The sequence below is a fragment of the Shewanella sp. SM29 genome, from assembly GCF_025654245.1.
Lineage (GTDB): Bacteria > Pseudomonadota > Gammaproteobacteria > Enterobacterales > Shewanellaceae > Shewanella > Shewanella oncorhynchi.
The window spans coordinates 14,654-37,895 of record NZ_JAKKRN010000019.1 but is presented as its reverse complement, the minus strand read 5'-3'; the positions used below and the strand labels follow the sequence as shown (position 1 = coordinate 37,895).

19 protein-coding genes are annotated in these 23,242 nt (G+C 46.3%); 10 read left to right on the top strand and 9 right to left on the bottom strand.

All coding sequences use genetic code 11. The features are described from left to right. Positions 1–37 precede the first annotated feature (37 nt). Positions 38–766: a tRNA (cytosine(32)/uridine(32)-2'-O)-methyltransferase TrmJ gene (gene trmJ, locus L5L77_RS14015; protein ID WP_263185432.1), complete on the bottom strand. Its 729-nt coding sequence runs from the start codon at positions 764–766 to the stop codon at positions 38–40. A 153-nt stretch (positions 767–919) separates the two neighbouring features. Here trmJ and suhB point away from each other — a divergent pair, with 153 nt between their 5' ends. Beyond that, positions 920–1,723: an inositol-1-monophosphatase gene (gene suhB / locus L5L77_RS14010; RefSeq protein WP_028759815.1), complete on the top strand. Its 804-nt coding sequence runs from the start codon at positions 920–922 to the stop codon at positions 1,721–1,723. A 276-nt stretch (positions 1,724–1,999) separates the two neighbouring features. Here the strand turns inward: suhB and lolE are convergent, their stop codons facing one another. The 3 genes from lolE to L5L77_RS13995 all read right to left on the bottom strand — a co-directional run bounded on the left by lolE (position 2,000) and on the right by L5L77_RS13995 (position 5,309). Then, positions 2,000–3,250 (bottom strand): lipoprotein-releasing ABC transporter permease subunit LolE, encoded by a 1,251-nt coding sequence (gene lolE / locus L5L77_RS14005; protein ID WP_105252620.1) that lies wholly within the window; start codon positions 3,248–3,250, stop codon positions 2,000–2,002. Then, positions 3,247–3,942, bottom strand: a complete 696-nt coding sequence (gene lolD / locus L5L77_RS14000; protein WP_028759813.1) for a lipoprotein-releasing ABC transporter ATP-binding protein LolD — start codon at positions 3,940–3,942, stop codon at positions 3,247–3,249. Before lolD ends, lolE begins: the two co-directional genes overlap by 4 nt. Positions 3,943–4,076: 134 nt before the next feature. Further along, positions 4,077–5,309 (bottom strand): lipoprotein-releasing ABC transporter permease subunit, encoded by a 1,233-nt coding sequence (locus L5L77_RS13995; RefSeq protein WP_263185431.1) that lies wholly within the window; start codon positions 5,307–5,309, stop codon positions 4,077–4,079. A 94-nt stretch (positions 5,310–5,403) separates the two neighbouring features. On the opposite strand from L5L77_RS13995, the gene L5L77_RS13990 reads away from it, so the two are divergent. The 3 genes from L5L77_RS13990 to L5L77_RS13980 all read left to right on the top strand — a co-directional run bounded on the left by L5L77_RS13990 (position 5,404) and on the right by L5L77_RS13980 (position 10,617). Beyond that, entirely contained in the window at positions 5,404–6,045 is a 642-nt protein-coding gene (locus L5L77_RS13990) for a hypothetical protein (RefSeq protein WP_263172021.1), read from the top strand. A gap of 85 nt (positions 6,046–6,130) precedes the next feature. Beyond that, on the top strand, positions 6,131–9,616 hold the full coding sequence (gene mfd, locus L5L77_RS13985) for a transcription-repair coupling factor (protein WP_263164790.1): 3,486 nt from the start codon (positions 6,131–6,133) through the stop codon (positions 9,614–9,616). After that, a complete protein-coding gene (locus tag L5L77_RS13980; protein WP_263185430.1) occupies positions 9,616–10,617 on the top strand; it encodes a peptidoglycan binding protein CsiV in 1,002 nt (333 codons plus the stop codon). Before mfd ends, L5L77_RS13980 begins: the two co-directional genes overlap by 1 nt. Before the next feature lie 67 nt (positions 10,618–10,684). Here L5L77_RS13980 and L5L77_RS13975 read toward each other — a convergent pair whose 3' ends face one another. The 3 genes from L5L77_RS13975 to L5L77_RS13965 all read right to left on the bottom strand — a co-directional run bounded on the left by L5L77_RS13975 (position 10,685) and on the right by L5L77_RS13965 (position 15,496). After that, positions 10,685–10,960, bottom strand: a complete 276-nt coding sequence (locus L5L77_RS13975) for an acylphosphatase (RefSeq protein ID WP_028759808.1) — start codon at positions 10,958–10,960, stop codon at positions 10,685–10,687. A gap of 587 nt (positions 10,961–11,547) precedes the next feature. Then, positions 11,548–13,248, bottom strand: a complete 1,701-nt coding sequence (locus tag L5L77_RS13970; RefSeq protein WP_263185429.1) for a toxin-antitoxin system YwqK family antitoxin — start codon at positions 13,246–13,248, stop codon at positions 11,548–11,550. Between the two features lie 10 nt (positions 13,249–13,258). Next, positions 13,259–15,496, bottom strand: a complete 2,238-nt coding sequence (locus L5L77_RS13965) for a hypothetical protein (RefSeq protein ID WP_263185428.1) — start codon at positions 15,494–15,496, stop codon at positions 13,259–13,261. A gap of 851 nt (positions 15,497–16,347) precedes the next feature. On the opposite strand from L5L77_RS13965, the gene L5L77_RS13960 reads away from it, so the two are divergent. The 5 genes from L5L77_RS13960 to L5L77_RS13940 all read left to right on the top strand — a co-directional run bounded on the left by L5L77_RS13960 (position 16,348) and on the right by L5L77_RS13940 (position 19,485). Continuing rightward, positions 16,348–16,806: a hypothetical protein gene (locus L5L77_RS13960; RefSeq protein WP_263185427.1), complete on the top strand. Its 459-nt coding sequence runs from the start codon at positions 16,348–16,350 to the stop codon at positions 16,804–16,806. A gap of 70 nt (positions 16,807–16,876) precedes the next feature. Beyond that, positions 16,877–17,815, top strand: coding sequence for a hypothetical protein (locus L5L77_RS13955; RefSeq protein ID WP_263185426.1), 939 nt, complete (start codon positions 16,877–16,879; stop codon positions 17,813–17,815). 90 nt (positions 17,816–17,905) lie between these two features. Next, positions 17,906–18,502 (top strand): hypothetical protein, encoded by a 597-nt coding sequence (locus L5L77_RS13950; protein WP_263185425.1) that lies wholly within the window; start codon positions 17,906–17,908, stop codon positions 18,500–18,502. Positions 18,503–18,567: 65 nt separating this feature from the next. Beyond that, positions 18,568–19,194 carry a hypothetical protein gene (locus L5L77_RS13945; RefSeq protein ID WP_168826262.1) on the top strand — a complete coding sequence of 209 codons (627 nt, stop codon included), beginning with the start codon at positions 18,568–18,570 and terminating at the stop codon, positions 19,192–19,194. A gap of 135 nt (positions 19,195–19,329) precedes the next feature. After that, complete coding sequence (locus tag L5L77_RS13940) at positions 19,330–19,485, top strand: hypothetical protein (RefSeq protein ID WP_263185424.1); 156 nt, start codon at positions 19,330–19,332, stop codon at positions 19,483–19,485. Between the two features lie 283 nt (positions 19,486–19,768). On the opposite strand, the gene ycfP is transcribed toward L5L77_RS13940, so the two are convergent. After that, the gene (gene ycfP, locus L5L77_RS13935) at positions 19,769–20,308 is read right to left on the bottom strand and encodes an alpha/beta hydrolase YcfP (protein ID WP_212601507.1); all 540 of its coding nucleotides are present in this window, start codon (positions 20,306–20,308) and stop codon (positions 19,769–19,771) included. Positions 20,309–20,387: 79 nt separating this feature from the next. Beyond that, positions 20,388–21,416, bottom strand: a complete 1,029-nt coding sequence (gene nagZ, locus L5L77_RS13930; protein ID WP_131524457.1) for a beta-N-acetylhexosaminidase — start codon at positions 21,414–21,416, stop codon at positions 20,388–20,390. Positions 21,417–21,801: 385 nt separating this feature from the next. Between nagZ and L5L77_RS13925 the strand changes: the two genes are divergently transcribed. After that, entirely contained in the window at positions 21,802–23,178 is a 1,377-nt protein-coding gene (locus L5L77_RS13925) for an L-serine ammonia-lyase (protein WP_028759794.1), read from the top strand. Positions 23,179–23,242 lie beyond the last annotated feature (64 nt).

The following is a 23,242-nucleotide window of genomic DNA, read 5'->3' as shown; positions in this document are numbered from 1 at the left end:
TTATCCTTCGCGATTAGTGTTAATTATTAAGGTTTGGCTATTTTTCTTTAGCACCCGCCACTTTCTCAATTGACGTCAAAATACCCCTGAGGATATTCATTTCCTGACTCTCAATCCGTGCACGACTAAACAAGCGGCGAAGTTTCATCATCACTTGTCCAGGATGGTTCTTGATGATAAATCCTGTTGATAACAGTGTCGTTTCAAGGTGTGCGAAAAAACGTTCCTGATCGGCAGCCAAGGGATACTCAGTCAGCTCTTCTTCGGCCACTTCTTTTTGCGCGAGATGGGCAACGCGGGTTTCATAACAAATGATTTGTACGGCTTGTGCCAGATTAAGCGAGCTGTACTCTGGATTTGCAGGGATAGCCACATGATAAGTGCACTGTTGCAGCTCTTCATTGCTTAAACCATGGTTTTCACGGCCAAACACAATCGCAACAGGGCCTTTAAGTGCCTCGGTCGCTAATTTCACCCCAGCTTGTCTTGGCTCTAACATGGGCCAGTCTAAGGTGCGACTGCGCGCGCTGGTTGCAATCACTAGACTGCAATCGGCAATCGCTTCAGCAAGTGAATCCACTTTCACAAGATGTTTCAGAATATCCGATGCACCCGCGGCTAATGCTATGGAATGACCGTCGGGTTCAACCCGGGGTTCTGCAAGATACAGAGTAGACAGACCCATAGTCTTCATCGCTCTGGCAGTAGAACCAATATTGCCGGGGTGCGAAGTCCCCACTAAAACCACTCGAATATTACTTAGCATGAAACAACTTAATTTAATTCATAAAACGTTGGGGACGAATATTATCACAGCCATTGCCGAATGCTTATATGAAAATCGGTATTTGATATAACTATCAAATCGAGTATAATACCGCCCGCTATTTTAACGTTCTTTAACATCCAGGGGATTGCAATGCATCCGATGCTGACGATTGCTGTACGCGCTGCCCGCGCGGCCGGCCAAACTATTATGCGCGCCTATACTGAACTTGACCGTATCGAAGTCAGTTCAAAAGGTATCAACGATTTTGTTACCAGTGTAGACAAGGAAGCAGAAGCGACAATTACTTACCAAATTCGTAAATCTTACCCTGATCACACTATCGTGGGTGAAGAGAAAGGCGAAAACCGCGGTGAGAATAAAGACTATGTTTGGATAGTCGACCCTCTGGATGGCACTAACAACTTTGTTAGAGGCATTCCCCACTTCGCGGTTTCAATCGCTCTGCAATACAAAGGCAAGACTGAAGTTGCCGTTGTTTACGATCCTGTCCGTGAAGAACTCTTTACCGCTGTACGTGGTAAAGGCGCCAAACTCAATGATTTCCGTCTGCGTGTGACCAACGTGAATGAATTAGCGCCTACCATGATTGGTACTGGCTTCCCATTCAAAGCGCGTCAACACACTGAAACTTACATGGCTATTTTCGGCGAAGTCTTCGGCCAATGTGCTGACTTACGTCGCGCAGGTTCTGCCGCATTAGATTTAGCCTATGTTGCCGCGGGTCGTTTGGACGGTTTCTTTGAAATCGGCTTAAAGCCATGGGACATCGCTGCTGGCGATCTGATTTGCCGCGAAGCAGGCGGTACAGTGACTGATTTTACTGGCAACCATAACTATTTGGTTTCGGGCAACATCGTTGCTGGCTCACCTAAGGTGACCACAGAATTAGTGAAGATCATGCGTCCATTATTGAACGAAGGCTTAAAGCGTTAATCAAGATTAACACTTAGCTTTAAATAAACGCATAAAACAGATACAAAAAAGGCCAGTGGTAATCTCTTTAAGAGCGCCCACTGGCCTTTTTGTTTATGTGGTTTTCATTCTAAAGCCTTAAGTACTCGAGTCATCAAGTCCTCAGTCGCCACAATTTCGTATTTAGAAATAGTATAGTAATTAAGCAATAGTCATTGGGAAGAAAGGAGTGTCCTGAAAACATCTGCACTGATTTCAGCCCAAATCGGCTAACAGGACGAACAACCACTTATCCAGTTATCTACCCGCTAACGCTTGTGCTGGTGCAATTTGGCTCGCCTTCCAAGCGGGATACAAAGTCGCGATTAAACTCATCACAAACGCCATCACAATCACCAGTACTGCATCCGAAACATGCAACTCAGACGGTAAAAAATCGACAAAGTAAACATCGGCCGAGAGCAGTTGAATACCGAGTAACTGCTCAACTGAGCTCGCAATCGCACTTAAATTCAGCGCCACACTAATGCCAATAATGCCGCCAAGACCACAGCCAAGCAGACCATTTAACGCGCCCTGCACCATGAAAATCCCCATCACAGCCAAACGACTCAGGCCCATGGTCATCAAAATCGCAATTTCGGACGCTTTATCCCGCACCGCCATCACTAAGGTGGAGACGATGTTAAAGCAGGCCACACCAATCACCAACACTAGAACTAAATACATCACAGTACGAACTAACTGAATATCTTGATATAAATGCCCTTGGGTACGTGTCCAGTCACTGATATACACAGACTGCTTTTGCGCATAACCGAGTTCGCGCACTTTTACTGGTGCATCAAACACTTTATCGACGCTAATACGCACACCCGTTACACCGTTATTCATGTTCAAGATCTGCGCCGCGTATTGCAATGGAATATAAGCGGTTGTCAGTTCAAGCTCGCCGCCCAGATGATAGGTGCCTGACACCACAAAACGATGGCTCTTCGCCGCACGTAAACTGCCTGCCGCGTCGGGATCGATATCCTGCACATATAAGGCCAGCGTATCACCCACCTCAAGCCCCAACTTAGTCAATAAACTCTCGCCAAGGACGATATGATTCTCATCTTGGCTCAGACTCTGCCAGCTTGCATCACTCATAAACTGTGACAAAGTTGAAACCTTCGTTTCTTCTTTCGGATCAATACCCACCACGGCTAAGCCTTGAAAACCACCAGGCTTCTGCACTAAACCTTGCATGCGAATAAAGGGGGCAGCACCACGAATACCTTCAATTTGTAGTGCACCTTGCGCAACACTCTGCCAATTGACGATAGGTTCGTCCACCCCGACAATGTCCGCCTGCGGCACTACACCCAGTAATCTTTGCTCTAGCTCGCGCTCAAAACCATTCATTGCAGACAGAACTATGATCAATACCGCCACACCTAAAGCGATACCGGCAGTCGATGCAAAGGAAATAAAACTAATAAAACTGTTGGATTGGCGGGCGCGATAAAAACGCCAACCAATGGATAGGGCTAACGGTCCTTTCATACTTGGGTTTCCGCCGCTAATTGCAAGTAACCGTTTTTCATCATCAGTTGGCGGTCCATACGGGCAGCCAATTTATGATCATGGGTCACCACCACAAACGCCGTGCCTAACTGATCGGCCAGCTCGCGGATCAACTCATAAACCGCATCGCCACTGTTAGCATCTAAATTACCCGTAGGTTCATCGGCCAGCACTAACTTAGGTTTATTAATCAACGCCCTTGCGATAGCGACACGCTGACGTTCGCCGCCCGATAATTCGGCGGGGATGTGAGTCATGCGATGGCCTAGCCCTACCCGCTCCAATAAGACTTTGGCATCGGCGAGTGCTTGTTTACGGTCTTTACCTTGAATAAATGCCGGCATAGCGACATTTTCTAGCGCAGTGAATTCAGGCAATAAATGATGGAATTGATAAATAAAGCCGAGATCTTGATTGCGGATCTGCGCTTGGCGCGCACTAGACACTTGGTATAAATCTTCGCCTAGCAACAAGACTTTGCCCGCGGTTGGCTCATCCAAAGTGCCCATAATATGCAGCAGTGTGCTCTTACCTGAGCCTGAGCTGCCGACAATCGCCAACTGCTCGCCCTTAAACACCTGCAAATCGACATTAGACAACACTTGCGTGGTCACGGCGCCATCATGGTAACTCTTACTGACACTCTGCACTTGCAGTAACACGTCTTGCATTGAAGTTCTCTCTTAAACATGCTTTGGCATCGATTTATTTCATTAAATCAATACATTAAATTATTTTCATCTTGGCAAACCATCACTCACGGATGAATGCCCATGGGTGACGACTAATCATAAAAGCTCACGGGTTACTCGTATCTCAACGCAGTTGCGGGTTGCACACTGGCCGCACGCAGCGCGGGATATAAGGTCGCCAACAAGGTGACCAATAGCGTGCCTATCACGATCACTGACAACTGCATCAACTCCAGTTTTACTGGCAAACTCTGTCCCGCACCTAAAATCGAAATGCCTAAGGTCGTCATAATGCCATTCAGATTCAAGGTGATAAGTATACCTACCGCGAGCCCAAGCACTAAACCGAGTACTGCATTGAGCGAACCCTGCACCACAAAAATGCCCATCACGGCGGGCGTGGTTACACCTTGGGTTTTTAGCACTGCCACATCCGTGGTTTTATCGACCACCATCATCACTAGCGCCGAAACAATATTGAATGCGGCCACGGCCACAATCAGGCTCAGCATCAGCGACATCATGTTCTTTTCCATTTTTACCGCACCAAACAAGTGACCATAGGTATCACGCCAATCGCTGGTTGTTACCTTAATATCTTGTTTAGCGAGAACATCCTGCACTTTAGACGCTAAAGCGGGCGCGCTAAAGGGATCGGTTAAATAGAGTCTAAGCTGATCAATAGCCTCACTCGGTTGGCGCATTAGACGTTTTGCATCTTGATAATGGATATATGCAACGCCGGCATCAACCTGAGAGCCCATTTCAAAAATGCCAGATACCAAGAACTTACGTTGACTCGGAACTGGGCCTAATGGGGAGTACACCACACCATCGCCACTCAATAATCGTACCGTATCACCGGGAGCAACTTTGAGTTGCCGTGCGAGCTCAGATCCTAAAATCACCTTGAAGTCGCCACTCGCCAACTGTTCAAATGCACCTGAGTAAGTATGCTGCGCAACGGAGGATAACTTTTGTGCTAATTCGGGAAACACCCCATAAACCTGCACAGCGCGAATATTCGACGCAGATTGCACCATGGCCTGCGTCGACACGCTCGGTGTAATGCCTAACACCCCCGGTAAGGCTTTAAGCGCACTCGCCTGCTTTGTCCAATCGACTAATGGCGCTTCGCTATAAAGGGTTAATTGTGGCACTGCACCTAAGATACGTTGCTTAAGTTGGCCTTCAAGGCCATTCATCACTGAGCTGACAACGATCAAGGCTGCAACGCCTAAAAAAATGCCCGAAACGGCAAATAAGGTAATGAACGACGCGAACGCGTTCGCTTTTTTGGCCCGCCAATAACGGTAACCAATATAGAAAGGGAATCCTGGATTCATTGAAAGAGGGTTGCGTCCTGTGTGCTGAACTTGCTAAATCATGAAGATGGGCACGATAATAGGGGTATTGGTCCTATAAATAAAGAGGCAAGCCTTGTTCACTGACACCAATCCGTATTTTAGTGTGCCTCACCACTTTACCGCCTACCTAAGCCAATGGCCGAGTTCCCAGCCATTACCCTCAGAAATGGCTCTGAGATCAATGCAATCATTAGGCATTCAACTGCTCAGCGAAGTCAAAACACTCGAAGCTAACTGCTTGCTACAGCTGCGCCATTTAGATAACGAGGCAAAAGTTGTCGTGGATTTTTTAAAGCTGCAATCCCGCAAAGTAGATCTAGTGCTGCAACATGTATTAGAAAAAGAAACCCAAGAGGGCGAAAAATGCTTTGGTAACCAATTTGGTGGCAGTGGCCTGAGATTACTCACCCCAACAGCCTTAGACATTGGCTCCCACTATAAAATTACTCTGTTTATTCACGACGAATTAGTTGCCATTCTCTGTTTTGGCAAAGTCATTGCCACTCAAGCACAAAAAATAGCACAAGCCGAAGGCAATATGAGTCGTAATGACAGTACAGAGCAACATACTCAACCTGAACATCTACAATGGCAAACCGACTTTGAATTCAGTCAAATTCTTGAATCTGACGTGGAGCAATTAGTCAAAGCCAGCCTCAATGTGCAACAGAAACAACTCAAGTTACGCAAACTCGCCAGAGACGAGCGTCAATAGCCGCTGACTTTTCTCTGGCACCTACGCCATCAAGTCTCTACAATGTCTGCAACTCTTTGTGAATGAATCAGTTTATCGCACGCCAATGACTCACATATCAGCCCTAACGCCGCCAGCCGTCAAAAATGGCACTCAAATTCAGACTCTGTCCACCGTGGGCGGCGTTTGCCAAGCCGTTACACTCGCCAATTTAGCGCGTCAACATAAGGGAACGACCTTAGTCGTCACCAGTGACACGCCAAGTGCCTTAAGCTTAGAGTTAGAGCTGAGTTATTTGCTCAGTAAAACAGGCATTAAGGTCAGATTATTCCCTGACCGCGAAACCTTGCCCTACGACAGTTTTTCGCCCCACCAGGATTTAATTTCCCAGCGACTCGAAACGCTATCGCAGTTGTCTCAGATTGAGCAAAATATCGTTATCGTGCCCGTCACCACCTTGATGATACGCCTGCCACCTAAGGCCTATTTAAGCGCCAACGTGTTTGTGCTCAAAAAGGGGGATAGCTACAAGTTACACGATGTACGCCAGCATTTAACCGACACTGGCTACCATTCGGTGGAGCAAGTGTATGAACATGGCGAGTTTGCCATTCGCGGTTCGATTCTGGATATCTTCCCAACCGGGATGAATATGCCACTGCGCATCGAGCTATTCGATGAAGAAGTGGAAACCATTCGCCATTTTGATCCCGAAACCCAACGCTCATTGCAACCTGTCGACTCGATTCGCCTATTGCCCGCAAAGGAATTCCCCACCGACAGTTCGGCCATCGAAGGTTTTAGGCAAAGATACCGCCGCCGTTTCGAGGTCATAGTCAAAGAGCCGGAATCGGTTTATCAGCTAGTGAGCCGTAACTTGATGCCGGCGGGGATCGAAAACTACCTGCCGCTATTTTTTGATGACACAGCCACCCTATTCGATTACTTGCCCAAGGACACTCAACTCGTCACCTTAGGCGATATCGAAAAGTCGGCGCGCGCCCATCTACAAGAAGTCGAGCATCGCTATCAAGACAGACGCGTCGATCCGCTGCGGCCATTACTGGCGCCTAAAGAACTGTATTTACTCATAGAAGAGTTATTTGCCGCCTTTAAACCGCTGCCACGTTATCAAATGCAAGTGCCAGCAGATGGCACTGAAACAACGAAAGCGGTTGTTATTGCCGCCAGTACCCTGCCCGACATCAGCGCCAATCATAAATTAAAGCAACCGCTGCTAGCGCTGCAAGATTATGCCAGCAGCGCCAAACGCATGTTGTTTAGCGCTGAGTCCGAGGGTCGCCGCGAAGCGCTGCTTGAATTGCTCGCTAAAATTCAGTTAAAACCTGCGCTGTTTAACCATTTTGATGAATTTATTCAAAGTGATGCCAAGTTAGGCCTTATCGTGTCGCCGCTGTCACGCGGTTGTTTGCTGCAGATCAGCGCCAAAGAAAGTATCAGTATCATTTGTGAGACTGAACTCTTCGGCCATCGTATTTCCCAGCAACGTCGCCGTGAAAAACAGCGTCAGATCAGTAATGATGCCCTGATTAAAAACTTGGCCGAACTCAAAGTTGGCCAGCCCATAGTGCATTTAGAACACGGCGTTGCACTTTATCGGGGCTTAGTCACCCTAGATACGGGTGGACTGGTCGCAGAATACTTGCAATTAGAATACGCTGGCGGTGACAAACTGTATGTGCCAGTGTCTTCGTTGCATCTCATCAGCCGTTACAGTGTTGGCGCCGATGAAGACGCCCACTTAAATAAACTCGGCAACGAGACGTGGGCTAAAGCCAAGAAAAAGGCGATTGAAAAAATCCGCGATGTTGCGGCCGAGCTGCTCGATGTCTATGCCCGTCGCCAAGCGCGTCCCGGCGAAAGCTGCGCAATTGACGAAGAAGAATACGCTCAATTCGCCCGCGGCTTCCCCTTCGAAGAAACCGTCGATCAAGAAAGCGCCATCATCGCCGTGTTAGCCGATATGCAATCGCCGACCGCAATGGACAGATTAGTCTGTGGCGATGTGGGCTTTGGTAAAACCGAAGTCGCCATGCGCGCCGCCTTTGTGGCCGTCAACGCTGGCAAACAAGTGGTCGTGCTAGTTCCGACCACACTGCTTGCCCAGCAACACTATGAAAACTTTAAAGACAGATTTGCCGACTGGCCCGTGGTCACTGAAGTGATGTCACGCTTTCGTACCGCCAAAGAGCAGACTCAAGTGCTGCAGCAATTGGAAGAAGGCAAAGTCGATATCGTTATCGGTACCCACAAGTTACTGCAATCTGAGGCTAAGTTTGAAAACTTAGGCCTATTGATTATCGACGAAGAACACAGATTCGGTGTGCGTCAGAAAGAGAAAATCAAGGCGCTGCGCGCCAACGTGGATATCTTAACCCTGACCGCAACGCCTATTCCGCGCACCTTAAACATGGCCATGTCGGGTATGCGCGATTTATCAATTATCGCCACCCCGCCCGCCAAACGTTTAGCGGTGAAAACCTTTGTGCGGGAATCCGATCCTGCAACCGTGCGCGAAGCCATTTTGCGGGAAATTCTCCGTGGCGGCCAAGTGTATTACCTGCACAATAATGTTGAAAGTATTGAGAAATGTGCCCAAGGCATTATCGATTTATTGCCTGAAGCGCGAGTCGTCGTTGCCCACGGTCAAATGCGTGAGCGCGATCTAGAACGGGTAATGTCAGACTTTTACCATCAAAGATTCAACGTGTTAGTCTGTACCACTATTATCGAAACTGGTATCGACGTCCCAAGTGCCAACACCATTATTATTGAGCGCGCCGATACCTTTGGTCTGGCACAGTTACACCAATTACGCGGCCGCGTCGGACGCTCGCACCATCAGGCCTACGCTTATTTGATGACGCCGCATCCCAAACGTATGACCCCAGATGCGCGCAAACGTTTAGAAGCCATTGATGCTCTTGAAGATCTCGGTGCGGGCTTTATGCTGGCGACCCAAGATTTAGAGATCCGCGGCGCAGGTGAACTCTTGGGCGATGAACAGAGTGGCCATATTTCGAAAATTGGTTTTAGCTTGTACATGGAAATGCTCGAAGCGGCAGTAAAAGCCTTAAAACAAGGCAAAGAACCGTCACTGGCGCAAATGCTCAATCAGCAATGCGAAATTGAACTGCGTATCCCCGCCCTACTGCCTGAAGCCTATGTGAGCGACGTAAATATTCGTCTGTCGCTCTATAAACGCATCGCAGGCTGCGAAACACAGGCGGCGCTGGATGAGTTAAAAGTCGAATTGATCGACCGTTTTGGCTTATTACCTGAACCGACGCGTAACTTAATGGAAATGACCCTCTATAAACATGAGGCGACTCGCTTAGGTGCGACTAAAATAGAAGTGCACAGTAAAGGTGGCAGCATCGAATTTAGTGATGATCATGTCATAGATCCTGTATTTATTATTGGATTACTCCAAAGCCAGCCACAAATCTATCGAATGGAAGGACCGAATAAGTTAAAGTTCAGCCTTGCAGCCGAAACCAGTAAAGACAGGCTCGCTTTAGTGAAACTCTTGCTAGAACAATTATCGCAACATCGTCTTGGAGATAAATAGTGTTACGTAAACTCGCGGTCTCTATCGCTACACTCATTGCACTATCACACAGTCAGGTCGTCCAAGCAGAAGCTTGGTTCGAGGTTGAAGTCTATGTGTTTGAACGCCAAAGTCAGTCAAGTGAACAATGGCCTGATGCGCCGAACAAGACGAAAACCGATAACGCAATAGACTTAATCTCCCCAGCTATCGCGCAAGCAATCACGCCGATACCCAGCGCATCTGCGCCTTGCACACTGGTATTTGATGCCGATGCAAATAGCCACTGCGCTGAAACCTTAAACGGTACCTCAACGTCAGAACCTATGCCTGCCGCGCCTGCGAGTGTGGAATATCGTTACCCGCCGGTGATCCCATCAGAAATCAGCAGCGCACAGATCAGTTATCCTACAGCCAATGGCAACCCAGTATTGTTAACCCGCAGCCAAAGTCAGTTCGCGAGCATTATCAATAGTATTTCCCGCGAACGTGGTACGCGCAGTTTACTGCACATGGCTTGGCAACAACCTATGCGTGGTAAGAGTGGCTCAGTACCCATACGCTTATTTGCGGGTAAAGATTTCTCAGGTACTTATCACTTCGATGGCAGAAAAATCATTAAGCAAGCTCAAGCTGAGCCTATGATTAATGCCGATGGCACGCCAATGCTTGCACCTGCTGTATCACCAGTATGGGAATTAGATGGCACACTGAATATCTATTTAAGCCACTATTTGTATATTGAAACCGCATTGCACTTGCGCAAAGAAGGCAGAAAGTTAATGCCAGCCGTACCCAGTGATGCGGCCGATACCAGCGCAACACTCACGGCACCCAAAGTCATGACACCATTTTTAATGTCTGTGCCTTTGGAGCAAAACCGCCGTGTGAAGAGTGAAGAAATCCATTATTTAGATCATCCCGAAATGGGCATGGTGATCCAAATCCGCAAGATGGCGCAACCCAGTGCAATGCAAAATAATCAGAATGCCGAATCAATACAGACTGTTGGCCAATACTGAACAAACGCACAACCCGCACAATTCTTAAGTTAAAACGGTGCAGTTAAGTTAACACGGTACGTTTAAATTAAGACTGAACGATGGAGAAATCGAGGTAGATATCATCAGCCTCGTCTTCTCCTACTGTTACTGTTAATCCCTCAGTGCAAGGCACACCTACTTCGCACCAAGCAATTAAAGCATTAACCGCAATGTCACTGCCTTGGGCGAGAACTTCAACACTACCATCGCGGCAATTGGTTACATATCCTGTCACGCCCAAGGCTCTGGCCTTAGTCAGGGTCGCATGACGGCAACCAACACCTTGCACTTTTCCCGTCAAATTAATTAATACTCGCTTCATCTCACGCTCCTTTTTCACGGAACCTTGTTATAGAAATAAGCATAGCCGCAATTATCCAAAGGCTAAGTGTTAACCTATGGATTTGTAGAACAAAAAACAAACAATATTTAAATTTAGGCAAAAAAAAACAGCTAACAAGACTGCTGCTAGCTGTGTCGGGCGACATACGCAAAGGGATATCCAATAAATGGACAAATAAAACAGCAACTCTGTATCATTCTGTTACAAAATAGCAAGGGTCGCTACTTTACACAATAAATAATTATTTTCAAGAGTTTGAAAAGTAAAACTATCCATCCCGAATGAATATAATGCTTTTAGCTGAAAATCAGCTCGTACACCCATCTGCATTGTTCATGTTTAAAAACACCCCCTGTGATAGCCAAAGAAGTATAAAGGCATGTTGACGTTTAACGCTGAGATTGTGTTTGTTCTGGCAAGTTAGTAAACACGAAACGAGGGGTTGAGAAGTCCCCCTCTAATGACATGCCTGACGATAAAGCAAGGCAGCAAACTAGATGCAAAAAAGCAAAAAACCGACCTAATTAGTCGGTTTTTGCTTGATTGTGTGATTAGGTGATGAAGTGCTACTCGCTGATCATCTGACCATTTTGATAGCGATACTCGGATGACGGTTCACCATTAAAGTAGTACACCGACCTGCCGTGCAGTTGATTATCAAGATACTCATCACTTTGCAGCAGGCTGCCATCTTCATTAAAACTATAGCCTTTACCTTGCAATTGACCTTTATCATCATACTGGGCCTGCCCTAATAAATGACCATTGGCGGAAAAGGCTTGCCAGTGACCCACTTCGTGTCCAGCTTTATAGTTGCCATGCCATAGCTTAACCATGCTGTAGCTGCTTTCATCTTGCAGCAGCCATTGGCCTTCGCGCTGACCGTTAACATACTGACCTTGGGCTTGCAGTTGTTTATCAAAGCCACGCAGTAAATACGCGCCATGTAACTTAGCGTTTTTATAAAACTCTCGACGCATTATCGTGCCATCGGCTGCGATTTCTGTTTGTTCACCACTCAGCTCACCTTGTTGGTTAAACTGCTCATTGCGCGTCGTATCCGCGTTTTTTGTGACCCACTTGCCGGACTTTAACCCTAAGTGATATTGGCCGATGACAAAGCCGCCGTCCTCGGCCTTATCTTCTCGATATGCACCGTGCATTTGACCTTTGCGGTAGTTTATCCGCCTGATATAACCGTTCCAACCAGCACCGATATACAAGCCATCGTATCGCCCCTTGAGTTGTTCATCACGTTCAATCAGCTCACCAGCTGCATCAAAACGCTGACGTAAGCTCCAGTCTTTTGTAGTATCTTGCTGATATTGATAAGTTAACTTACCCGCAGAATCGAAGCGCTGTTCAGTGCTAATCTGACCTTTAGCGAAGTATTGCGTGTCGGTTTGGGTCGCAACGTTACCGGCATTATCATAGGTAATATGTTGAATTTCACGACCATCCTTATCATACTTTTGCCGCTCTGCTAACCGCCCTTGTTCATCAAAACGCTGCTGGTTTCCCACCTGTTTATCATGCTCATAGTGTTTAATCTCTTGCAGCACATCGGCAGCTCGGTAAATCAACACTTCGCCGTGTATTTTCCCCTTAAGATAAAACTCTTTAGTGTATAACCAGCCGTCTTTTGTCCAATACAGTCGCTCGCCTTCTCTTTTTCCCGCCACCATATTAACGGTTTGCTCCGGCTGACCATTGTTATGAAAGCTTTCATATAGCCCTTCCATACCGTTAGCGCCGTAGGTTACGCGTGTTTGCAACTGGCCATTGTTAAAATAACTTTGCGATAATCCTAATTCAGCACCATTCACACGATGCTGAAGCTCCCTTAATTGACCATTAGTATGGTAACTTTTCTGATCTCCATGCAACTGGCCATGCTGGTAGTGGTACTCTCCCGAGAGCGCTCCGTCTTCCCAATAATGCAGATGCGTGCCTTGATAACGCCCTTGTGCATCGCTACTGCCCTTGCGAGACAGTTGACCATCGGGATAGAAAAACTCAAAATCACCAACGATAAAACTCTCGGCTAAATTGGGACTGTTGACGCAGCCCTTAAAAACGGGTTTATCCGTCTCCAGATAAAAGAGTTGTAGCGGCCACTCGCCATTTTGCTCTGTCGGCGCTTGCTCCTGATAATAAATGGCTTCACCAGGCACATCGCTAAGCCGCCATAGTTCGTCGAGTAAAATTCGCTCAGCCGACAGATTAAACGACATAAGTAGCGCAAATAATAGTAATAAGACTCTCATATTCTGCTCCTTAAGGTAACGCAGGGAATGCATTAACCCACTGTTTATTGACCGGTTCGCCGCTTATCGTCAGCTGCTCTATCTGTGCTGCGCGCCCCGCCAGTACAAACCAGCGTTCCTCACGTAATACTTGCTGCAACGGACGCTGATAAAAATCACTGCTGTCACCTTGAATAGCAGGAGATAGCTGTAAATTTTGCGCATTTAAAAAACGATAGCGCCGCATAAAGTCGGCCACGGTTTGATGGGTATCAACATTCGGCAACTGAGTGATATCAATCAACCAGCTTTGCTCGGGTTGATACGCTAGCGCTTGCCATTTGGGCGTACCGGTACAGGCCAAAGTGCTGCTGACATTGATGTCGTAAAAATTGCGGCGGATCCCATCGGCGCTAGTCAGTTGGTACAGCACAAACTTATCCAGCCCTCCACCAAAACCCGTGTTGTTAGTGCTTGTGTTTGTCCATTGCAGTGTGTGCTCGTTGACCTTAGGTGCATCGACAACACTGAGCGTGCACACTACTGCTTGCTCGGAAGTTAACAGCAAACTGACGCCGTATTTGGCCACGACTTGCGGCTCAAGTAAGGCGGGGTCTTCAGGTGCAGTAACTTGCGGCTGATTAACATAGGACGCATACATATCATCACTATAAAGCAGTTGTTGCTGCGCCGGCGGATAGGCGACATTTTGCGCGTAATCTTGAGTCGGAATAAAACGAATGTTCTTAGTCAGTTCACCACTGTCAACCACAGTATTCACATAGAGTGTCAGCGTGGGCGGCGCTGCGGGAAAGGTAAACTGTGTGATCGATTCATATTGTGCAGCTGAGGCCAACGCCACCATATTTTGCTCTGCCGGGGTTAACCAATCCGGCCCAGTGGGCGGCGGTGAAAGATATTTCACCATAGCGCCTTCGGCACCGTCAAAGCGCCGGTATAACCAAGATTTGTCAGTGCTGCCTCGCGATTTCAGCAAATAACTGAATGGTTTATCTGGGATTGGCGAGAGTTCCAGCTGTATATCTTCATATTGCAAGGCCACAGTTTTGCTGGGATCGGGGGTCAGGTTAAGTTTGACTAATTTCGCGCCGCGATAATGGGCAGTCGCGCGAAACTCAGCAACCTGAGCTAAGAGGTCATTCGGCGCATTCCAACCGATAAGCAAATTCTGCTGCTCAGACTGATGGAAACCATCCTGTTCTGGATAACTATAACTACCTACCTTGCTCAATTGCAGCGGCAGTACTGTGCCATCCGCACTGTGTGCTGTGATATCGGTTAAGCTAAACCCGCCTTCGGGTTTAAAACCTGAAAAGTCATACTGATAAGTCAGCTTTAATAAATCATCTTGCTGGTAAAAGTAGCCCGCATCATAGGCAAATACAGCATCTTGGGTTAAGGTCTTATTGACGTTATCCAACACAACGTCAGGTTGTTTTTGATACTCAAATACTGGGAAATCATAAAAACCTAAATACTGCGTCAGATCGCCCAACTGGCGCTCCTGCGGCAACATAATAACGTTGCTGCGCACAGTGCCCTTATAGCCGTAGCGCTCAAACGGCGCTTCCGCCACTAAGGCTAACTGCGCTAACCAACCCCGCTCACGCTCTAACATCAACTGACCGTATATTTTGGCTTGTTCGCCGCCACTTTCAACTTTGGCTAACACATGCGTATCAGTGACTTGCAATACAGTAAGCTTGGCATTGGCGTGGTCTTGATAGGCAGGAAGCGCGACGACCGCCCCTGCTTTGGCGGGTATGGTGCTAAGGAAGGCCGATGAGCTAAAGAGCTTTTTCAGTTCCTGCTCAAGCTCTGCGCCGCGTTCAGCCAGCAGGGCCTGCCATACCGGTTTGTTCAATGCACTGAATTCTTTAACGCTGCCATCGTCTAGATTTAACGTAAATTCAAACCCCTGCGAGAAAATAGCGTGCATTTCTGGATTACGATCGGCCCGCTGGCCACTACTGACGCCGCTCCCTTGGCCATCGCGCATGTTCATATAATCGACATGCACTTGAAACCGACTGTTTTTGCCTGTTTCGAGGACCTTATAACGCAGCAATTGATGTGACGTGGCGTTAACCGTTTCGGTACGCTGACCATTGTCTACAGTGATGTTAGTGGTGCTATACAGCTGATACGAGCGCTCTTCCCCTTTTTCAGGCGTAAACTCAACATCAGCATCCCCAAAAGAACAGGCCGATAATAAACAGCATGCAACTACGCTAACCAAGTACTTCATGGTTATTCCTTGTATCTCAAACAAATAGTAAGCGCCGCATTATGCCCTTTCATACCCAGTAAATAAAATGCTTTGGCTATTTATGCCTATCCAGCGCAACACCAGAGTGCGCGACTAAGCATCCTTTTTAGATAGTCACAGGTACAACAATGCCAATCTTAGGCAAATTCTTAATGACGAATTCCGGCATCAAGAACTGATGCAAACAGCTAGCTGTGCGGCATTAATTGTCATTGTTTCCCAGTGACTCGCCGATTTTTTATTTAATAAGAAGTATCCCTATAGGCTCGACGGTAACATCTGCAGCACACGGAAGTGCAAATACCGCGTTCACATGGTCAATGATGTTCCCGGCATCATAGTGACATTTCCCATATCCCTATGGGTCAGATGTGAAAGAGCACCCATATCGCCAACGGTCACTGTTGTAACTGTAGTGGCACACAAATTAGCCCTAAACAGCTTTTGCCCCAAAGCTTGCTAGCACTCGGCAGGTGAATAGCAAACTTACAAACAAGTTGCCATACAAATTCTCATCTATTTACTCAATGTTTGGTTTTACAGTAAATCGCCTAACAATGTGCGGGTATACAGTCGTATTTAAATTTAGATATTTGGGGGTGATTTGAAGACAAAATCAGTACGCATTAATCAAACTGATAGAATCTCATAAAATCAATTAATTAAATCTACTTTTGGTTAATAGATTTGAAAAACGCGCATGCGCGTTTTTCCTGATGGTGTATTTGATAGAAAGCTGATAAGTTATTTATATACAGATAGTTAACTGTGCGCGCTTTCACTGGTAACGCGCATGAACACTAATCGAACGTTAGCTGCAAAGAGGCATAATGTCCCAATACAAACTGACGGAAGAGATCCTAAAAAGTTCTAATGCAGCAATTTGGGACCTGGCGAAGCTTGAGTGGTCCCTGTATCAAATATACGAAGCGGAGGAGCCGGAAACCTGCTTGTGCGGTCACTTCCCAATAATTGAAGTTTGCACCCTTCAAAACAAGCTTAACGGTCAATTTGCAACCGTTGGCAATTGCTGCGTTAAGAAATTTATAGGACTGCCATCAGACCTAATATTCCAAGCCGTCAAGAGAGTCCGAAAAGACAACCAAAAGTCACTTAATGCTGAAGCCATTAGACATGCATATGAAAAGAGCTGGATAAATGGGTGGGAGTATAATTTCTCAATCGACACAATGAGAATGCGCTCACTTACCAGCAAGCAGCTCCAAACTCGCATTAAGGTCAATGAAAAAATGCTGGCAAACATGAAAAAGAACTGTGGTAACGGCTAAAAATGCGCTCAACTGTCGCTCATTTCGTCAGTTAGCTTAATCGTTATAAATCACTTGAGTTCGGAGGATTATGAATATTTCAACCTTAGAAATAAGTAAAACGGCAATGTATCACGGAGAGTTTACAGACCGTAAAAAAGAGTTTTCAGAAGCATGTAAATGGCTATCCGAAGAGATGGGTTTTCCATATAAAAGTACTCGAATGGGCGACTACGAGCGGCTGCTAAAAACATTTGTTAACCCTGGAGCTAAAGCGCCTACGGAACGAGACTTAATTGATGATTTTTATCACTTCATGCAAGCAGTGACCGAGGCGTGCCAGATCATCCGATTATGGAATACTTTTAAAGATGGTAAGCACGAGGGTTTAAAAGATCGTATTAAGCATGTTATGTCAGGTAAGAGCATACGTACCGAAGCAATCAAAAAGAACAAAAAGGGGCAGAATGATGACCCTGCACGAGATTTTGCGTTTGAGCTGAATATTGCCTCTAGGTTTCTCAAAGGCGGCTATGAAGTGGATCTAACAGATGATTGCGATGTGGTTGTTACTATTGATAAAGATAAATTGTACGTAGAGTGCAAACGTATAAAGTCTTTGAAAAAGTTAGCCACTCGCATTAAAGAAGCATCAAACCAGATTGATACACGCATTGGTTTAAATCGTAAAAATAAGTATGGCTTGATAGCAATGGACGTGACTGATGTACTTTTGCCTGAGGGCACAGTAACAGCAACTAGCGATGTGCGTTTGTATGACATGGAAATACAAAAAGCAATTACAGGTTTCGCTAAAGAGCAGCAAGATGTATCAGCCAAAAACGCAGGTCGTAATGTAGCAGGAATTTTATTTGAATTTAGTTCGAGCGCATTCTTTTCTCATGAGGAAAAGGAACCTGCATTGGGCTTTGGGCGCGCTGCGTGCATGTATAGGCAGGCTAGTCAAAATAAAAAGTCGTTGGCTCTAGTCTCTGGTTTTATGGACAAAATTGCCAACCAAAATCTATAAAGTTCAGATTTATAACAAGCGTTCCAATTGACCTCATACTGTCACGAATTTTGCGTTATTTGGTGATCACTCTCGTATGGACTTGAGAATATGTTAAAAGAAATAGATTGTGATTTGGTTCAAGTCAGGGAAACTGGACTCGGGATGATTCTCCGAGTTGTAATCCTACAAGCTAACGGTTGGGCTGAAGACTTCAAATTTCTAGTTCATAAGTACGCACCTAACGAAATACCTATTGATAATGCAGATATTGACTGCCCGAATTGGACTGGACGTTGGTTGATTGCTCAAACGTTCACTGCAATGGCCCTTGAAGCATTCTATTACGATTATGTAATAGAAAAGGAATCTAAGACTAAAGCAGAAAATAAATGTTCGCCTGTTGTGAGATACCAATATTTAGCAGAAACTTATCTCGGTCAAATTAACGTCACTGATAGTGATCTGTATATTCAGTTAAAGGCTTTGAATACGCTAAGGCGTCACTGGGTCCACAATAAAAGTACTGATTTGGGAAAGTATAGTTGCCCTGATAAATATTTTAGTCTAGGTCATTGCTTGGCATTACTAACCAGTGTGTTTCGATTGTTTGAATCGAATGATTATTCATGTATTGTCGCTAGAGTCTATAGAGAAATACTTGAGCAAGCACAGAGTAATGTAAAAGATATAATTGAAACTATATAATATGAAGCACATAACAAGGGCGTGTAATCTGACCCCAGCGTTATGCATAAAAACGGAGTCTGAGCATGGTCGACATTAATCGAAAAAAAGAGCTACGGTATTTGTTCTTGCACAAGCTGTACGAACTGACCGACGGAAGTGAGCTTAAAAGGGTTGCTAAAGAAGATGTTGCTAAGCACTTTGATGTTACGCCACAGGAAACTCACGATATTTGGAAGTACCTGAAAGGTGAATACCTCGCCGATCCAGTGAATATGGCCGTGTCGATTACTCATGCAGGGGTCGTGGAAATTGAAAGAGCCGTAACTGAGCCAGATAAACCAACGCAGTATTTTCCACCCGTGAATATAATTAATGTTCATCAAATGCATGGCTCGGTAATTCAACAAGGAACAACAAATAGCACCCAAACAGTACAAATAACAAATGCTGAAAAATTTGCGATTAATGAATTTATGGGAAAGTTGAAAAACGCCTTGCCAGAACTGAACTTGGATGATTCTGCGCACTCAGAAATTTCAGCTGATATAGCTACAGTCGAAGCACAAATTGGCTCGAAAATGCCAAAGGGTGGAATCATAAAGGAAAGTCTTCTTTCCATTCAGCGTGTTCTTGAAGGCGCATCGGGTGCCGTTCTCGCTCAGCAATTACTTCCATATATTCCGGCACTTCTCGCTACTTTTGGCTATTGAAAATACATAACAATCAGCTTCACTGGATTCGCTCGCTCTCCTGTTAGCAGGGACGTTAGTCCATAGAAATATTAATCCGAGACTCACATAGTAGAGCAAAAGTCCTAACACACAATGTCCAAGAGTGTGTTGCGTATGTCTTTTAAATCTACAGGTTACGTGAATGCACGAAAGGTGAGCCATGGTGATTGGCGAGACGACCGTCCGCCCCATGGACGGGGCGGTCGAGCATCCACGGACGGACTGGCTGCGAGTCGGCGAGTCAATGCCATGGCAAGCCTATATGCGTAGATACCAGCCAACGCTAATCCCCTAAAACCAAAACCAAAAGTCGCAGCCTAGACTACTTTCCTACACATTTAAGTCCAAAACCAATACAGTCGATTTTACAATCTAGAGCCCTTAGTGTGCCCTGCTTAAAAATATCCCAACAGCCACAGTCATATTCGCAGTCGCAATGTGCGTCACATGAAGTACGAAAGCCAAAACCATAAGGCGGAATAGCCGATGAGATAAATCCACTCCCCTCTTAAATATAAAAAGAGGAGTGATACTTTTATTCAATCGATATAAATCAAGCCAACTTAAAGGCTTTTATTTTGGGGAGATGGGCGGCGAGTTGGGGGAATTTGTGGGGCTGAATGTCATCCCAATCAATCGAATAATAGGCGCTTAATTCACTGGCGAGTTGCTGATTATCGAACATCTCATCATTAACCGAAAATATACACATGGCCTTGTGAGTATTCTTTTCACGAAATTGCGACACGCACTTATTGGCAATATCGGCATATTCTTCTGGGCGATCAATCTTGCCCTGCATATTATTTTCTGGGTGCAAATTAGGATTAATCAGCACTGATTTAAGACCATTTAAAAATCCAATCCGTTCGGCCCAATAAGCGCCGAGTCCCACGCCAACCATTAACGGCGCGGGATCGTCGCTATGCTGCATTTGCTTAGCGACTTCCTTGAGCAAGTGTTGCATGTCGTGCTTAGGGTGCAAGGTGCTGTAACTGATCAAACGCACATCAGGGTCAATAAATTGCAACTGACGCATTTTTTCGTGATTACCTGGGCTAGTAGCATCAAATCCATGAAGATAGAAAATCATATCAAGGCCTTTTAATCATTTTTGATTACAGTGAATTAACTAACCCTAGCAAAAGAGTGATCTCACACCTTGCGCTACATCAAACTTTCGCCTGTTGAGCCAAACAAATTTGCTCGGCAAGCTGCTTGGCATTTTCCCAACGAGCCGTATTATCGAGCGCCGCTGCCGTTTGCGAGGCATTGGGTTTAAGTAAACTCGCAGGATACTGTGGCGCGCTCGCAGGCCATGTAAAGCCATCCAGCAGCGACATCACGCCCGCATTGTCATTACACACTAAAATCATGTCGCAACCTGCGGCTAAGGCGGCGCTGGCCCTTGCACGGTAATCGCCCGCAAATCCTGCGCCTTGCATGCCGAGATCGTCAGAGAAAATCACCCCGTTAAAGCCAAGTTCTTTACGCAGCACTTGTTTTAACCAGTATTCAGAGAAGCCCGCAGAGTTAGGGTCAACTTTAGGGTAAACCACGTGCGCGGGCATCACGCCTAATAATTTCTCTTTTGCGATCAATTCTTTAAACGGTAGGATATCCTTTGCAAAAATCGCCTCGGCATCGCGATCATCAATGGGTTTCTCGTAGTGCGAATCCGCCACTACACTGCCGTGCCCGGGGAAATGTTTACCCACGGCGCCCATGCCAGCTGCGGCCATGCCAGCAATAAAGCTTTCGGCCAATGTAATAACCTCGGCGGGCTCTGGGCTAAAGCTGCGTTTACCTATGACTTGGCTCACGCCGTTTAAGTCCAATACGGGCGCGAAACTTAAGTCGATATCGCAAGCCAGTAATTCAATCGCCATCAAGAAACCGAGCTCACAGGCCCAACGCTTGGCCAATACCATATCGCCCTTTGCTGCGGGTAAAATGTCGCCCATGGCGGGAATAATGGTAAAGCCATCACGGAAACGTTGTACTCGGCCCCCCTCGTGATCTACGGCGATTAATATTTCTGGGCGTATTTGGCGTATCTGTTGTACCAGACGGATCAACTGATCACGGCTCGAAAAATTGCGGGAAAATAGGATTAAACCACCCACCTGTGGATGGCGTAGCATCTCAGATTCAGCCTCACTGACGTCCAACGACAGTAAATCCAACATTAAATAGCTCATACTTCTCCCTAAAAATATTCATTAATACTCAAAAAATAACCACTCAAGCCATAAGTAGTCCACGCTCACAAAAAAGCTAAAAAAAGCGAGCCACCTACTCTTGTAGCGCTGTCGAAGCCTGTATTCTTGGCCATAAAATGGCCTGTAAAAAAGTCCCAATTAAGTTCAGCTTATCCGAACTATTACGAATAAAAAAAACTAATGTGAATTGTCACACTAATCTATGGGATACTGGCGTTAGAGTATCACACAAGCAGATTTCGCATGAAAGAACGCCGCCACTGACCAGAGTACACGCGCAAGATTAGCGTGCTTCAATCTGCAGAGCGAGCAATCCCATGCACTCAGACTAAAATAATAAACAAGACACAACAGGACTTCTATCATGATTAGCGTATTTGACATGTTCAAGATCGGCATAGGTCCATCGAGTTCACATACCGTCGGCCCAATGAAAGCGGGCAAAATATTTATGCAAAACCTGACTGACTCAGGACTCGTGACCCAGATTGATGAATTAAGAGCCGAACTCTTTGGCTCCCTCGGCCAAACAGGCAAAGGCCACGGCACGGGCAAAGCAGTGATTTTAGGCTTAATGGGCGAAGATCCCGAAACCGTGGACACTGACAGTATCGACGGTATTTTAGAACACGTCTCCAAGGACGAAACCTTAACGCTGCACTGTGGCAAAGTAGTTAAGTTTACCCGTGAGCAAGGCATTACCTATCACAGACGCAAAACGCTACCTGCGCATGCTAACGCCATGACCTTGTACGCTTACTGTAAAGGAGAATGCATTTTTGATCGCACTTACTACTCAGTGGGTGGCGGCTTTATTTTAGATGAAGATGAAATTAGCCAACGTAATGCATCGCCAGCCTCACAAATTGAATCGGCACCTTTTGATTTTGTGAGTGCGGCTCATTTACTGGAATTATGCGGCGAGCAAGGTCTCAGCATTTCTTCTTTAATGATGGCGAACGAACTAAGTTTAGCCACTGAAGATGAAGTCAAAGCCAAGCTGTGGAATATTTGGCAGACGATGAAAACCTGTATCGAACGCGGTTATCAGAAGGAAGGTATTTTACCTGGCGGCCTAAAACTGCGTCGTCGTGCACCTGCACTGTACCGTCGTTTGAAAGCCGAAGGCCGTAACAATGTCGATCCATTAACCGCTATGGATTGGGTCGATTTATTCGCCCTATCGGTCAACGAGCAAAATGCGGCCGGTGATCGCGTCGTGACTGCGCCAACAAACGGTGCTGCGGGAATTATTCCTGCCGTTTTATGCTATTACGATACCTTCGTACAAGAAGTGGATATCGATGTCTGCGCCCGTTATCTATTAACTGCCGCTGCGATTGGTATTTTGTACAAGAAAAATGCCTCAATTTCGGGCGCCGAAGTCGGTTGCCAAGGTGAAGTGGGCGTGGCCTGTTCTATGGCCGCTGGCGCACTGACTGAAATCATGGGCGGTACGGTTGAGCACGTTGAAAACGCGGCTGAAATCGGCATGGAACATAACTTAGGTTTAACCTGCGATCCTGTGGGCGGCCTAGTGCAAGTGCCTTGTATCGAACGTAATGCCATGGGCGCGATCAAAGCGATCAACGCTTCTCGTATGGCCCTACGCGGTGACGGTAACCATAAGGTTTCACTGGATAAAGTGATCAAAACCATGATGGACACCGGCAGAGATATGCGCAGTAAATACAAAGAAACCGCCAAAGGCGGCCTAGCAGTCAACATTGTTGAGTGCTAAGTGCTGAGTGTTAGTTCACTCCCACTAATCGCTTAAATCGCACCATAAAAAATGCCGCAACTCA